Genomic DNA, 14,231 nt, shown 5'->3' with positions numbered 1-14,231 from the left:
GGTCAAAGCTCCGCGACGAAGGCCTTGTAGGCGTTCTCGTCCATCAGGTCGGCCAGTTCGCCGCTGTCGGACAGGGTCATGCGCCACAGCCAGCCCGCGCCTTCGGCGTCGGAATTGACCAGCTCGGGTTCTTCCTCGAGCGCGCCGTTGCCTTCGGTGACGGTGCCCGAGACGGGGGCATAGACGTCGCTGGCCGCCTTCACCGAGTCCACGACAGACGCGCTGTCGCCCTTGCCCACGCTGGCGCCGGCATCGGGCAGCTCGACGAAGGTGATGTCGCCCAGCTGGCTCTGCGCATAGTCGGTGATCCCGACGGTGGCGGTGTCGCCCTCAACCTCGATCCACTCGTGGTCCTTGGTGAAATAGCGGGGCATCAGGCGGCTCCTTTGCGATGGTAGCGATGGGGGACGAAGGGCATGGGCACGATCGTGGCGGCGAGCTTGCGCCCGCGCACGTCGATGAACAGGCGCGTGCCTTCGGCGGAATGCGGTGCTTCGACATAGGCCATGGCGATGGGCCGTTCGAGGCTGGGCGAGAAGCCGCCCGAAGTGACGATGCCGACCGGGGTCTCGCCCACCAGCACCTGCGCGCCTTCGCGCGCGGCCATGCGGCCTTCGATGGCAAGGCCCACGCGGCGGCGCGACGGGCCTTCCATCAGCGCCTCGATCACGCGCTCGGCGCCGGGGAAGCCGCCTTCGGTGCGGCGGCGCTTGTTGATGCCGAACGCAAGGCCGGCCTCGACCGGCTCCATCTCGGCGGTCATGTCGTGGCCGTAGAGCGGAAGTCCCGCTTCGAGCCGGAGGGAATCGCGCGCGCCCAGCCCGATGGGGCGGACCTGCGGCTGCGCGGCGATGAGATCGGCCACGGCCGCGGCGCTTTCGGCCGGGATCGAGATTTCGAAACCGTCCTCACCGGTATAACCCGAGCGGCTGATCCACGCATCGACGCCGCCCAGCTTGAACGCCGCGCCGCGCATGAACGAGAGCGCCGAAAGCGGTTGTTCGCCTTCGACCAGCGGGGCCAGCGCTTCGGCCACCTGCGGGCCTTGCAGCGCCAGCAGCGCGCTTTCATCGAGGTGGTTGATCGTTACCGCATCGGGCAGGTGCTCGCGCAGGTGGGCGATGTCGTCCCACTTGGTCGCACCGTTCACCACGAGGTAGAAACCCGTGGCCCAGCGCGTGACCATGAGATCGTCAAGGATGCCCCCGGTCTCGTCGAGCAGCAGCGAATAGCGCACGCCGCCGAGCGGAAGCGTGGAAAGGTCGATGGGCAGCACGGCTTCCAGCGCGGCTTCGACGCCCTCGCCCGATATGTAGAGCTGGCCCATGTGCGACACGTCGAACAGGCCGGCGTGCGTGCGCGTCCACAGATGCTCGGCCATGATGCCTTCGTACTGCACGGGCATGGAATAGCCCGCGAAGTCGACCATGCGGCCGCCCTTGGCACGGTGCCACGCATCGAGCGGCAGCAGCAGCGGGCCGGCAGGCACGTCCGAGTCTTCAAACTCGTCGGCAGGAATGTCGTTTAAATCGCTCACTAACCAGGACTCCGCGCGCAATTGTGGCACCATTCGGTGCCCCCTCTGTCACGGAAACCTGAGAGCTTTCCCCCGCGCAGGCCATGCAGCCCGAACAAGGTTACCCCTTCGGCGGCCTTCCCGTTGCCGGGCCGGCACTTTCCAGAGCGTCGCTATTGACCATTCGCGGTCCTGAAGCCTGAGAGATTCCGGGGCGGTTGCTCCTTCGGCGTCCTGCGAAGCCGGCACCCCTTGCAGGATGCCCGAATCGCAGGAACTCTCCCGCGCGGTCAGCGACGCGGGCCTTTTCGCGTATGCAGCAATGCCGGTCAATCGCCCGACGCGCAATTTCCGTCGAAACAGCGTCGCTCAGCGGCGGAACAGGCGGCGAAATTCGTCGTGGTGGTGGACGAAACGGCCATTGGGCCTCGCGCCGACGAGCCTCACGACCACCCGCGCCAGATCGCTGGCGCGTGCCGAGCGATATCTGGCGAGGCCGCCGAGCATCAGCAGGTCGAGCACCGGGCTGAGGACCATGGCGATCCGTTCGCCCATCCGCAGCGGCCCTTCGCGGCGGCCGCGCAGCAGACCGGGGCGCAGAATGTCGAGCCGGTCGAAACGCAGCTTGGCCAGCTGGTCCTCCACCTCGCCCTTCACCGAAAGATAGAAGTTGCGCGAGGACAGCGCCGCCCCGACCGAGGACACCACAATCAGTTGCCGGGCCCCTGCTTCCTTCGCCGCGCGCGCGCACATGAGCACGAGTTCCTGATCCACCGCGCGGAACGCGGCCTTGTCGCCGCCCACCGCCTTGATCGTGGTGCCGAGCGCGATCACCACCGTGGTCGGCCGGCCCACCGCGATCGCGTACGGCCAGTGGCTGGTATCGGACAGCAGCATTTCCATCCGCGCGCCCGGCGGCAGCGGCACTTCGCGCCGCGCCACGGCGGTGAGGCGGATGTCCTCGCGTCCGACGGCGGCGGCCATCACCTGCTGCCCGACCATGCCGGTCGCGCCCACCAGCACCACGCGCTGGACCTCATACATTGCGCAAGCCCTCCGGCGGTGTGCCGAACAGCCGTGCGTGGCAGTCGGCGGCGTAGCGGTCGGTCATCCCCGCGATGAAATCCGCAATGTGGCGGCTCCGGCCGGGTTCGCCCGGCGGAAGCGTCTCACGCCAGCCATCGGGCAATTGCGCGGGATCTTCGCGATAGGCCTCGAACAGGCGGGCGATCACATCGCGCGCGCGCTCGGCGGTCGCCAGCTGTTCGGGGTGATAGTAGAGCCGGTCGTACATGAACCGCTTGAGCGCGCGCTCCTCCTCGGCCATCGCGGGGGAGAAATGCGCCAGCGTACGGCCGGCCGCACGCACGTCCTCGACCGTTTCCACGCCCGCCGCCTTCACGCGCGCCTGCGTTTCGGCGATCACGTCGTTGACCATGCGCCCGATCTGGCCGCGCACCAGTTCGCGCAGCAGCCGGTCGCGCGGGGCGCCGGGAAAGCGATCTTCCACGCGGCGCCACTGGTCGCGGATCGACGGCAGCTCCATCAGGTCGTCGAGCGTCAGGAAACCGGCGCGCAGGCCATCGTCGATGTCGTGGTTGTCATAGGCGATGTCGTCCGAAATCGCCGCGACTTGCGCTTCCAGCGAGGCGTGGTTGGCAAGGTCCAGCGGGAACGCGGCATCGAGTTCGGCCAGCGCCCAGGTCGGCTCGTAAACCGGGCCGTTGTGCTTGGCGATGCCTTCCAGCATCTCCCACGAAAGGTTCAGTCCTTCGTGCCCGCAATAGGGGCTTTCCATCCGCATCAGCACGCGCAGCGTGTTGGCGTTGTGATCGAACCCGCCGTGGCCGGCCATCGCCGCCTCCAGCGCGTCCTCGCCGGCATGGCCGAACGGGGGGTGGCCGATGTCGTGCGCCAGGCACAGCGCCTCGGTCAGGTCCTCGTCCAGTCCCAGCGTGCGCGCGATCACGCGGCCGATCTGCGCCACCTCCAGGCTGTGGGTCAGCCGCACGCGGTAGTGGTCCCCATCGGGCGCGATGAACACCTGCGTCTTGTGGCGCAGGCGGCGGAACGCAATCGAATGGATGATGCGGTCGCGGTCGCGCTGGAACGCAGTGCGGGGGCCGCGAGCCGTCTCCGGCTCCAGCCCGAACTCGCGCCCGCGCGTCCGCGCCGGGTCCGATGCGTACCGCGCGCGCTCCATCAGGCGTTCAGTATCCAGTCCACGGCCGCTTCGGCATGGATGCGGGTGCCGTCGTAGATCGGCAGGACATTGGCATCGACATCGATCACCATGTCCAGTTCGGTACAGCCCAGCACCACCGCTTGTGCGCCCGCCTGCCCCATCGTGGTCACCATGGTCTTGAACGTGCGTTCTGCCGAGCGGGTGGCGCGGCCCTGCATCAGTTCCTCGTAGATGATGCGGTCGATCTCGGCGACGTTGTCCATCACCGGCGGCAGCAGCGTGACGCCGTGTTCCACCAGCCGCTTGCGGTAGAAGCTTTCGACCATGACGTTGCGCGAGCCGATCAGCGCGGCGGTCTTCACCCCGTTCGCCTGCATTCGCGCGCCCACGGTATCGGCGATGTGGATCACCGGCACCGAAACCGCGCCGGCAACGCGGTCATAGACCTTGTGCATCGAATTGGCGCCGATCAGGATGGCGGTGGCGCCCGCCTGCTCCAGACGCCGGGCGCTGTCCTCCAGCACCTGCGCCGCGTGGGCCCACTGCTCGGGCGTGGACAGCCGGACCAGGTCGGTGAAATCGAGGTTCTCGATCAGCATGGGCGCGCTGGCGAGCCTTGTCGTGCGCGCCTGCACCAGCTTGTTGATGTGGTCGTAATAGGTGCGGGTCGAAACCCAGCTCATGCCGCCGATCAGGCCGATCTTGCGCAACGTGTATTCTCCCGCGGGATTATGGTCGGTCCCCTGTGGGGGCGGGCCTTACGCAAGGAAATCCGGGGCGTCCAGCGGCCGAAGGCGCGCGGTCATCGCTTCATCGCGGCTATCCACCGGGTCACGATGTCCGATCCCGCCAGATCGATCACCGAACGGCCCAGTTCGGGCATCGCGATCCCGCCCTCGGTGCTGCCCATGCGGTAGGGCAGGATCGAGTGCGCCGGCTCGCCCGGCACCACGTCGAACTCGAACGTCCCAGCCCCGCGGCCTGCCGCAACCGGGCGCTTCATCACGCCGTAGCGATAGGCGTCGTCCTGCTCCCAGCGCAGGTCCAGCCCGGAGTTCGAGGCCGAGCCTTGCGGATTGTGGCAATGCGCGCAGTTCGCCTCCAGATAGCCGCGGGCCGCGAGCGCCAGCGGCGCCTTCTCGCGCTCCTCCCACACAGGCACGCGCTGCGCCACCGCCGGCACGGCATCGAGCTTGCCCGCGCGCTGAAGCGTGCCCAGCCAGGTGGCCGAGAGGTTGCGCGCCTTCGGCCCGATCGGCGTGACGACGCCGGACAGCGCATGGCACTCCTTGCACTGGTTCTTGTTGGGCACGGCATAGTCGATGACCTGCCCGCCCTGTATCGTCAGCGTCACCCGGTCGCCCGCCAGCACCAGTCGCGCCTCGGTCTGCGCCTCGTTCCAGCGATAGGGCAGCGCGACCCAGCCAGAGGCGCGGTGCAGCAGGACCCGCGTTTCGATCAAGGTCCGCTTGCCGTTCACCGGAAAGGCGAAGGTCTTGATGAGCGCGGCCCCCACCGGAAGGTCCAGCAAGCCCTCGCCCCGCGCCAGCGCTTTGGTGCCCGGCGGCAGGTAGAGGAAGCGCAGCTTTTCCGCGCCATCGGACCACAGAGGCGTGTTCAGGCGATAAGGCACCACACCCGGTGCGGGCTTTTGCGCGGCGCCATCGGCGAAGAAGCCAAAGGCGCCCAGCGTTTGCGGAAAGCTGTCGCCCAGGATCGCCGCATCGCTGACCGGCGTGGCCGCGCCCGGCGCATTGGCGGCGGCCAAGGCCAGCGCGGCGGCCGCCAGAAGCAGCAGACGCTTCATCGCGCGATCCGCGCCTCCAGCGCAGCGGGCGCGCCCACGGTCTTGCGGTCCACCTTGCGCACCGGTGCATCGGCCTTGAGCAGCGCCGGCCTGGCCAGTTCGGGCGATGCGCCCTGCGCCGGCAGGTTGAGCGAGAGGCCCGGCAGCGATCCCGTGACCGACAGCGCCTCGCCCGGCTTGCCCAGACCATCCCACAGCACTGGCGGCAGGGCACCGCCGAACGCGCCCTTCAGTTCAGCGGCCCCCGGCAGCTGGGGATCGTTTCCGCCGCCCGACACCGCGTTGGCGCCCACCGTCACGTTACGCGGAAAGGGGTTGTAACGTTTGTCCTCGAACGGCTTGGGATAGGCGACGACCATGACTTGCGCTGTGGGATTGTCCTCGAGCGTGTTGCCCTCGATCAGCACCCCGTCGTTGGCCATGATCATCACGCCGGTGCCGCGCGGCACGCCGGCCACGATATTGCCCTTGGGCGCGAAGTTCGGCGTGTCGTTGGCAATGACGAGGTTCTTCTCGATCACGGTATTGCCGCCGCCCATCACGGGCAAGCCGGGCAGGTCGAACACCAGGATCCCGCCGGTATTGCCCGTCACGGTGTTGGCCGTGACCAGCGCGTTGCGGCTGTTCTCGATCTCGATCCCGGCGACGTTGCCCATCGCCAGCGAGTGGCGCACGGTGATGTCGCGGCTCTGGCCCACATAGATGCCCGCGTCCGACGCGCCGCGCACCATCGCGCCGTCGATCAGCACGCCGGTGCTTTCGACCGGATAGATGCCATAGGCGCCGTTGGTTTCTTTCGCCCCGCCGGTCCATGTCACGCGCACCCGGCGATAGACGATGCGGTCTGCACCCTTGGACTTGATGCCGTCGCCATGCGCGTCCTCGACCGCGAAATCGCGCAACGTTACGTCGTCGGAGGTGACCAGCAGCCCCTCGCCTGCGCCCTTCTGGCGGGAAAAGTCGAGCACGGTGGCTTCCATGCCTGCGCCGCGGACGGTCACGTTGTCCACATCGAGGGAAAGCCCGTCGTCCAGCATGTAGCGCCCTGCCCCAAGCTGGACCGTGTCGCCCGGCTGTGCGGCGATCAGCGCCTCCTGCAAGCGGGCCTGCGCGCCATCGCCCGCTGCGACCGCGATGGTCCTGGCGCTCGCAAATGTGGAAAAAGCGGCAAGGACAAGCGCCCCCGCCGCAGCGATGTTCTTTTCTGGCATCCTCATGGGTGCCGAGAATGCGCTTACATCCGTGTAAGTCAACCGCCGATCAGCGGCGCTTCTCCGGGGCCAGCCCCATGGCGCAGAGCGCCGCCGCGCTGGTCGTCACGCCGATCAGTTCGGCATCGTCGACGCGCCGGACCATGCGGGTCCACTCCGCCAGCGAGCGTTTCGGCCCCTGGAGCGCCTGCAACTTGCGCAATTGCAGGATCGAGAGCCGGTCGGTCATCCGTTCCGCCATGCACGCGGCATTGGCATCCGACAGGCCGGAATCGACGAGGGCCGAGCGAACCCGGCCCTCTGCGAGCTTGGATACGCAGCCCGCCGCCAGCGCCATGCACAGCACGGCGGCGGGCCATTTCGCGTATTTCATCAATGGGATACCATCAGTGCGCAAGCGCCTTGACGATGTCCTCCACCATCTTCTTGGCGTCGGCGAGGAGCATCATGGTCTGGTCCATGTAGAACACGTCGTTGTCGACGCCTGCATAGCCCACGCCGCCCATCGAGCGCTTCACGAAGAAGATCGTCTTGGCCTTGTCCACGTCGAACACGGGCATCCCGTAGATCGGCGAGGACTTGTCGGTCTTGGCCGCCGGATTGACGACGTCGTTGGCGCCGATGATGAACGCCACGTCGGCCTGCGCGAACTCGCCGTTGATGTCTTCCAGTTCGAAGACCTCATCGTAGGGCACGTTGGCTTCGGCCAGCAGCACGTTCATGTGGCCCGGCATACGCCCGGCAACGGGGTGGATCGCATACTTCACGTTCACGCCGTGCGCCTTGAGCTGGTCGCCCATCTCGCGCAGCACGTGCTGTGCCTGCGACACCGCCATGCCATAGCCCGGAATGATGATGACGTTTTCGGCTTCCTTCATCATGTAGGCAGCGTCTTCGGCAGAGCCGCGCTTCCACGGACGCTGCTCCTTGGCACCGCCGCTGGCCGCTTCCGGCGCCGCGCCGAAACCGCCCGCGATCACCGACAGGAAGCTGCGGTTCATCGCCTTGCACATGATGTACGACAGGATCGCACCCGAAGAACCCACCAGCGCGCCGGTGATGATCATCGCGGTGTTGTGCAGCGTGAAGCCCATCGCCGCCGCGGCCCAGCCCGAATACGAGTTGAGCATCGAGACGACCACCGGCATGTCCGCGCCGCCGATCGGAATGATCAGCAGGAAGCCGATGATGAAGCTGAGCACGGTGATCGTGGCGATCACCCACTGGCTCTGGTCTTGCGTGAACCAGGCAACCAGCCCGACGATGGCGACCAGCGTGCCCAGGTTGAGCACATGGCGGCCTGGCAGCATGATCGGCGAACCGCTCATCTTGCCCGCCAGCTTCAGGAACGCGATGACCGAGCCCGAGAACGTGATGGCACCGATGGCAATGCCAAGGCCCATCTCGATCCGGCTCTGCGGTTCGATCACGCCGTCAGCCCCGGCAATGCCGAACGCCACCGGGTTGAGGTAGGCGGCAAGGCCGACCAGCACGGCGGCAAGGCCGACCAGCGAGTGGAACGCTGCCACAAGCTGCGGCATGTCGGTCATCTTGATCTTGCGCGCGGTGACGAAGCCCACGCCGCCGCCGATCGCCAGCGCGCCGATGATCTCGGGCAGGCTGGCAATGGAGTGCGTGTAGAGCGTGGTCACGACCGCGATGGTCATGCCGACCATGCCGTAACGGTTGCCCGCGCGGCTCGTTGCAGGGCTGGACAGCCCGCGCAGCGCGAGGATGAACAGCACGCCCGAAATCAGGTAGGCGAGCGCCGCCCAGGGGCTGGCTGCGTGCACGGCATCTGCCGCGGCTTCGGAAAGGAGTGCGAAGCTCATCACTTGCGCTCCTTCTTCTTGTACATCGCGAGCATGCGCTCGGTCACGGCGAAGCCGCCGAAGATGTTGACGCTGGCCAGAACGACCGCGCCGAGGCCCAGCCACTTGGAAACGGCAGAACCTTCAGCCGCCGACGCGACCAGCGCGCCGACCACGATGACCGAAGAAATCGCGTTGGTGACCGCCATCAGCGGCGTGTGCAGCGCCGGCGTCACCGACCACACGACGTAATAGCCCACGAAGCAGGCCATCACGAAGATGGAGAGAATTGCAATGAAGTCCATGTCAGCCCCCCTCAGCCGAGCAGTCGTTCGTTCACGACCTTGCCACCCTGCGTCAGGCGGATGGCGTTGCCGATTTCCTCGTCCAGAACGGGCTTGCCCTGTTCCTTGTCCCAGAAGGCCGAGAGGAAGTTGTAGAGATTGCGGCTGAACAGCGCCGAAGCGTCGGCGGCGAGATGCGTCGCGGTATTGGAATACCCGATGATCTTGACGCCGTGCTTGACCACGACCTGATCGGCCACCGAGCCTTCGACGTTGCCGCCCTGCGACACGGCAAGGTCGAAAATGACCGAACCGGGCTTCATCGAGGCGATCTGCGCGTCGGTGATCAGGCGCGGCGCAGCGCGCCCCGGGATCAGCGCGGTGGTGATGACGATGTCCTGCTTGGCGATGTGCGACGATACCAGCTCGGCCTGCGCCTTCTGGTATTCCTCGCTCATTTCCGTGGCATAACCGCCGGCGCCTTCGCCCTCGATGCCCTTCACGCTCTCCACGAAGATCGGCTTGGCGCCGAGCGACTGGATCTGCTCCTTGGTGGCGGAGCGCACGTCGGTGGCGGAAACCTGCGCCCCCAGGCGACGCGCGGTGGCGATCGCCTGAAGGCCGGCCACGCCCACACCCATGATGAAGGCCTTGGCGGCGGAAACCGTGCCCGCGGCGGTCATCATCATCGGAAACGCGCGACCGTAAAGGTCAGCGGCAACGATCACGGCCTTGTAACCGGCCAGGTTCGATTGCGAGGACAGGATGTCCATGGACTGCGCACGGGTGATGCGCGGCATGAACTCCATCGCCAAAGCTTCATATCCGGCGGAAGCATAGGCGTCGATGCGCCCGCGCTTGCCAAACGGATCGAGGCTGGCGACGACCCATGCGCCCGGCTTCGCACCGGCCAGCACGTCCGTTTCCGGACCCTGCACGCCCAGCACGATGTCCGCGCCCGAAGCAGCGCCATCAGCGACCACTTCGGCCCCGGCCGTGCGATAGTCCTCGTCGGAAATCGAGGCACCGGCACCGGCCCCCGCTTCCACCCGGACCGACGCGCCCAAAGCGATGAACTTCTTCACCGTCTCCGGCGTCGCCGAAACCCGGTTCTCCCCTTCCGCCCTCTCTTTGAGGACGGCGATTTTCGTTGCCCCTGTCACGTGCGATTACTGGATGATCAGGACGACAAAGGCGGTGATCACGGCAATCACCGGGATCGAGTACTTGATCATGTTGATGAAGCCGGCATAGGTCGCATTTGCGGCCTTCATGTCGTTTGCAGAAGCCATTTTCAAACCCCTTGAGGCACGCGCTTGTGCGCGCGCGCTTGCTCTAGCCGCAGCCTATTCCCCGCTCAAGCATTCGCTTGGACGTAAACATGGGCCTTGCGCTTAATCGCCTCTTTACCCGAACCGTCTATTCAGGCTCCTGTTCAAAAGACCGGGCCTGTCCAAATGACGGGGTGCAGTTGGAAGAACGCTGGTAGCGAAAGTCCGGGAGACCATGACCGAACCCGAAGATCGCCTGCTGATGCTGATCGACGACGAACCGGCGCAAAGCCGTCTCGTCTCGGCTCTCGCCGCGCGCGAAGGCTGGCGCACGATCATCGCCCGCGACACCGAAACCGCGATCGCCACGCTCGGCACGCGGCAGGGAATGCAACTGGGGGCGATCATCCTCGACCAGTGGGTGCCGGGCGACGATGCCTGCACGCTGATCGCGGAACTGAAGGCACGCCGCCCCGCGCTGCCGATCCTGATGCTCACCACCAGTTCCTCGCCGCTGCTCGCCGTGGAAGCGATGCGCGCGGGGGCGACCGATTACCTGATCAAGCCGGTCTCGCCCGATCGCCTGCTCCAGGCGCTGCGCGCCGCGACCACGCGCGAAGTGCCGAATGCCGAATTGCAGCCGCTGACCGAGAAGTTCGACACCACGCTCGATTTCGATTCGATGATCGGCGCGGCACCGGCCTTCCGCGCTGCTCTGGCGATCGCGGCCAAGGCGGCCCGCACGCAGACCACCGTCCTGATCGAGGGCGAAAGCGGCACCGGCAAGGAAATGCTGGTGCGCGCGATGCACGCGGCCAGCCCGCGCGCCAAGGCGCCGCTGCGGATCGTCAATGCCGGGGGAATTCCCGCCAACCAGATCGAATCGGTGCTGTTCGGGCATGAAAAGGGTGCCTTCGCCGGCGCGTTCGAGCGCCACGTCGGCGCGCTCCAGCACGCCGATGGCGGCACGCTGGTGATCGACGAGATCGACCGCCTGCCCACCCACGTGCAGCAACGCCTTGCAGAATTCCTGGCCCGGGGCGACGTCCAGCCCATCGGTGCGCGCCACAGCTTCCGCGTCGATGTCCGCCTGCTGCTCTGCAGCAACGCGGCGCTGCGCGATCTGGCCGAGGCGGACCTGTTCGACACCGGCCTGGCCGATGCGCTGGCCGGACTGATCGTCCACTTGCCGCCGCTCCGCCAGCGCGCGGGCGACATTCCTGCGCTGGCCCGTCATTTCCTTGCGCGCATCGGCGAGCAGCCGGGCCTGCGTCCGTTGGGCGTGACCGATGGCGCGCTGGCGCTGCTCGGTGCCTACGACTGGCCCGGCAACGTCCGCCAGTTGCAGGCCACGCTGTTCCGCGCCGCGGTGTTCTGCGACGGCGAGATGCTCACCGCACAGGATTTCCCCAATCTCTCGTCGATGGTGGGCGATACGGCACGCGCCGCCCCGCCGGTCAGCGAAGGCGGCGGGGTCATGCTTTTCACGCCCGATGGCAACCTGCGCCCGCTGGAGGAAATCGAGGCGGACGTGATCCGCCTTGCCATTGGCCATTATCGCGGCCGCATGACCGAAGTCGCGCGCCGCCTCGGCATCGGTCGCTCGACGCTCTATCGCAAGCTGTCGGAACTCGGCATCGAGAACGCGCCCGAACGCGCGGCCTGAACTGCCCGGTCGGCGGCGCGGTCCTTGGCCGGCGGGCAGGCAAACAGCACATCGACCAAAAGAAAAGGGCCCGCATCGCTGCGGGCCCTTTCCTGTTTCAGACCTGTCGGCCGTCCTCAGTCGTCGGACTTGAGGAACGCCGGCATGTGGTCGGGAGCCGGACCATCTTCGCGGCGCGGGCCACGATCGCCGCCTTCGCGGCGGGGACCACGGTCGCCACCTTCACGGCGCGGGCCGCGGTCGCCATCGCGGCGCGGGCCACGACGGTCGCTGCCACGATCGCCACGGTCGCTGCGCGGTTCGCGGGCGGGACGGGTGTCTTCCAGCTCTGCACCGGTTTCCTGGTCGACGACGCGCATCGACAGGCGAACCTTGCCGCGCTGGTCGATCTCGAGGACCTTGACCTTCACGGCCTGGCCTTCCTTGACCACATCGGTCGGCTTCTCGACGCGCTCGTTCCGCATTTCGGAGACGTGGACGAGGCCGTCCTTGCCACCCATGAAGTTCACGAATGCGCCGAAATCGACGATGTTGACGACCTTGCCGTCGTAGACCTTGCCGACTTCGGCTTCCTCGACGATGCCGAGGATCCACTTCTTGGCGGCTTCGATCTGCGCGGTGTCGGACGACGAGATCTTGATCAGGCCTTCGTCATCGATGTCCACCTTGGCGCCGGTTTCCGCGACGATCTCGCGGATGACCTTGCCGCCGGTGCCGATCACTTCACGGATCTTCGACTTGTCGATCTGGATCGTCTCGATGCGCGGAGCGTGAGCCGACAGCTCGGTACGGGCAGAGCCCAGAGCCTTGGTCATCTCGTTCAGGATGTGCGCGCGGCCTTCGCTCGCCTGACGCAGCGCCTGCGCCATGATCTCGCGCGTGATGCCCGCGATCTTGATGTCCATCTGCATCGTGGTGATGCCGGCCGAAGTGCCCGCCACCTTGAAGTCCATGTCGCCGAGGTGATCCTCGTCGCCCAAGATGTCCGAAAGAACGGCGAACTCGTCGCCTTCAAGGATCAGGCCCATCGCGATGCCGGAAACCGGACGCTCGATCGGAACGCCGGCGTCCATCATCGAAAGGCAGCCGCCGCACACCGTGGCCATCGACGACGAGCCGTTGGACTCGGTGATGTCGGACAGCACGCGGATCGTGTAGGGGAAGTCTTCCTTCGAAGGCAGCACCGGGTTCAGGGCGCGCCATGCCAGCTTGCCGTGGCCGACTTCGCGGCGGCCCGGCGCGCCGAAGCGGCCCACTTCACCGACCGAGTAGGGCGGGAAGTTGTAGTGCAGCATGAAGCGCTGGTAGGACAGACCGTCCAGACCGTCGATCATCTGCTCGGCGTCCTTGGTGCCCAGCGTGGTGGTGCAGATCGCCTGCGTCTCGCCGCGGGTGAACAGCGACGAACCATGCGTGCGCGGCAGGAAGCCGACGATCGATTCGATCGGGCGGACCTGCGTGGTGGTGCGACCGTCGATGCGCTGGCCGTCCTTGAGGATGGCGGTGCGCACGATGTCCGCCTCGACCTTCTTCATGGTCTTCATGGCGACCATCTGGGTCTGCGGGGTCTCGTCCGAGAACGCGGCCTTCGCCTTGGCGCGGGCTTCGTTGAGCGCGTTCGAGCGGGCCGACTTGTCGGTCAGCTTGTAGGCGGCAGCAACGTCCTTGCCGACGATGTCCTTGAGCTTCTTCTTGATGTCGGCGGTGTTGTCCGACAGGTCGACGTCCCAAGGCTCCTTCGCGGCCTTTTCAGCCAGCTGGATGATCGCGCCGACGACCTTGCGGATCTCGTCATGCGCGAACATGACGGCGCCCAGCATTTCGTCTTCGGTCAGCTCCTTGGCTTCCGATTCCACCATCATCACGGCGTTGTCGGTCGCGGCCACGACGAGGTCGAGGCGGCCTTCGGCGGCCTGCGACAGCGACGGGTTGAGCTGGTATTCGCCGTCCTTGAAGCCGACGCGCGCGGCGCCGATCGGGCCCATGAACGGAACGCCCGAGATCGTCAGCGCGGCCGAGGCGGCGATCATCGCGACGACATCAGGCTCAGTCTCGCCATCATAGCTCAGAACCTGAGCGATGACGTTGATTTCGTTGTAGAAACCTTCGGGGAACAGCGGACGAACCGGGCGGTCGATCAGGCGGGAAACCAGCGTTTCCTTTTCCGTCGCGCCGCGCTCGCGCTTGAAGAAGCCGCCCGGGATACGACCGGCCGACGAGAACTTTTCCTGGTAGTGGACGGTCAGCGGGAAGAAGTCCTGGCCTTCCTTCACCGACTTGGCGGCCGTGACTGCGCACAGCACCACGGTTTCACCGTAGGTAGCGAGAACCGCGCCATTGGCCTGACGGGCAATGCGGCCGGTTTCGAGAGTGAGGGTCTTTCCGCCCCACTCCAGCGATACGGTTTTGACGTCGAACATTTCGTTTCCTTCAGCCCGCGCGCCCTATTGCTCCGCGGGGTTTGCTGCCGGGGATACCGT

General features: G+C 66.6%; 14 protein-coding genes and 2 riboswitches. Of the genes, 1 reads left to right on the top strand and 13 read right to left on the bottom strand.

Annotated elements, in window-relative coordinates; all coding sequences use genetic code 11:
• Positions 1–2: 2 nt before the first annotated feature.
• From gcvH to OLX02_RS11480, 12 genes are all read right to left on the bottom strand, one after another.
• Complete coding sequence (gene gcvH / locus OLX02_RS11535) at positions 3–374, bottom strand: glycine cleavage system protein GcvH (RefSeq protein ID WP_264422968.1); 372 nt, start codon at positions 372–374, stop codon at positions 3–5.
• Positions 374–1,519, bottom strand: coding sequence for a glycine cleavage system aminomethyltransferase GcvT (gene gcvT / locus OLX02_RS11530; protein WP_264423274.1), 1,146 nt, complete (start codon positions 1,517–1,519; stop codon positions 374–376). The genes gcvH and gcvT overlap by 1 nt, the downstream gene beginning before the upstream one ends.
• Positions 1,520–1,572: 53 nt before the next feature.
• A riboswitch (glycine riboswitch) is annotated at positions 1,573–1,692 on the bottom strand.
• 1 nt (position 1,693) lies between these two features.
• Positions 1,694–1,811, bottom strand: a riboswitch (glycine riboswitch).
• Between the two features lie 74 nt (positions 1,812–1,885).
• The gene (locus OLX02_RS11525) at positions 1,886–2,560 is read right to left on the bottom strand and encodes an NAD(P)H-binding protein (RefSeq protein ID WP_264422966.1); all 675 of its coding nucleotides are present in this window, start codon (positions 2,558–2,560) and stop codon (positions 1,886–1,888) included.
• A complete protein-coding gene (locus tag OLX02_RS11520; protein ID WP_264422964.1) occupies positions 2,553–3,719 on the bottom strand; it encodes a deoxyguanosinetriphosphate triphosphohydrolase in 1,167 nt (388 codons plus the stop codon). The genes OLX02_RS11525 and OLX02_RS11520 overlap by 8 nt, the downstream gene beginning before the upstream one ends.
• On the bottom strand, positions 3,719–4,411 hold the full coding sequence (locus tag OLX02_RS11515; RefSeq protein WP_264422962.1) for an aspartate/glutamate racemase family protein: 693 nt from the start codon (positions 4,409–4,411) through the stop codon (positions 3,719–3,721). Before OLX02_RS11515 ends, OLX02_RS11520 begins: the two co-directional genes overlap by 1 nt.
• Positions 4,412–4,503: 92 nt before the next feature.
• Complete coding sequence (locus tag OLX02_RS11510) at positions 4,504–5,508, bottom strand: SO2930 family diheme c-type cytochrome (RefSeq protein WP_264422960.1); 1,005 nt, start codon at positions 5,506–5,508, stop codon at positions 4,504–4,506.
• Positions 5,505–6,719 (bottom strand): parallel beta-helix domain-containing protein, encoded by a 1,215-nt coding sequence (locus tag OLX02_RS11505; protein WP_264422958.1) that lies wholly within the window; start codon positions 6,717–6,719, stop codon positions 5,505–5,507. The genes OLX02_RS11510 and OLX02_RS11505 overlap by 4 nt, the downstream gene beginning before the upstream one ends.
• Before the next feature lie 49 nt (positions 6,720–6,768).
• On the bottom strand, positions 6,769–7,092 hold the full coding sequence (locus OLX02_RS11500) for a hypothetical protein (RefSeq protein WP_264422956.1): 324 nt from the start codon (positions 7,090–7,092) through the stop codon (positions 6,769–6,771).
• A gap of 13 nt (positions 7,093–7,105) precedes the next feature.
• Positions 7,106–8,551, bottom strand: a complete 1,446-nt coding sequence (locus OLX02_RS11495; RefSeq protein ID WP_264422954.1) for an NAD(P)(+) transhydrogenase (Re/Si-specific) subunit beta — start codon at positions 8,549–8,551, stop codon at positions 7,106–7,108.
• Positions 8,551–8,835, bottom strand: a complete 285-nt coding sequence (locus OLX02_RS11490) for an NAD(P) transhydrogenase subunit alpha (RefSeq protein ID WP_264422953.1) — start codon at positions 8,833–8,835, stop codon at positions 8,551–8,553. The genes OLX02_RS11495 and OLX02_RS11490 overlap by 1 nt, the downstream gene beginning before the upstream one ends.
• Before the next feature lie 11 nt (positions 8,836–8,846).
• A complete protein-coding gene (locus tag OLX02_RS11485) occupies positions 8,847–9,977 on the bottom strand; it encodes an NAD(P) transhydrogenase subunit alpha (RefSeq protein ID WP_264422951.1) in 1,131 nt (376 codons plus the stop codon).
• Between the two features lie 6 nt (positions 9,978–9,983).
• Positions 9,984–10,106: an aa3-type cytochrome c oxidase subunit IV gene (locus OLX02_RS11480; protein ID WP_264422949.1), complete on the bottom strand. Its 123-nt coding sequence runs from the start codon at positions 10,104–10,106 to the stop codon at positions 9,984–9,986.
• A 214-nt stretch (positions 10,107–10,320) separates the two neighbouring features.
• On the opposite strand from OLX02_RS11480, the gene OLX02_RS11475 reads away from it, so the two are divergent.
• Positions 10,321–11,751, top strand: coding sequence for a sigma-54-dependent transcriptional regulator (locus OLX02_RS11475; RefSeq protein ID WP_264422947.1), 1,431 nt, complete (start codon positions 10,321–10,323; stop codon positions 11,749–11,751).
• A gap of 116 nt (positions 11,752–11,867) precedes the next feature.
• On the opposite strand, the gene pnp is transcribed toward OLX02_RS11475, so the two are convergent.
• A complete protein-coding gene (gene pnp, locus OLX02_RS11470; protein WP_264422945.1) occupies positions 11,868–14,171 on the bottom strand; it encodes a polyribonucleotide nucleotidyltransferase in 2,304 nt (767 codons plus the stop codon).
• Positions 14,172–14,231 lie beyond the last annotated feature (60 nt).

The organism is Novosphingobium sp. KCTC 2891, from assembly GCF_025938155.1.
GTDB lineage: Bacteria > Pseudomonadota > Alphaproteobacteria > Sphingomonadales > Sphingomonadaceae > Novosphingobium.
This window is presented reverse-complemented; position numbering and strand designations above follow the sequence as displayed.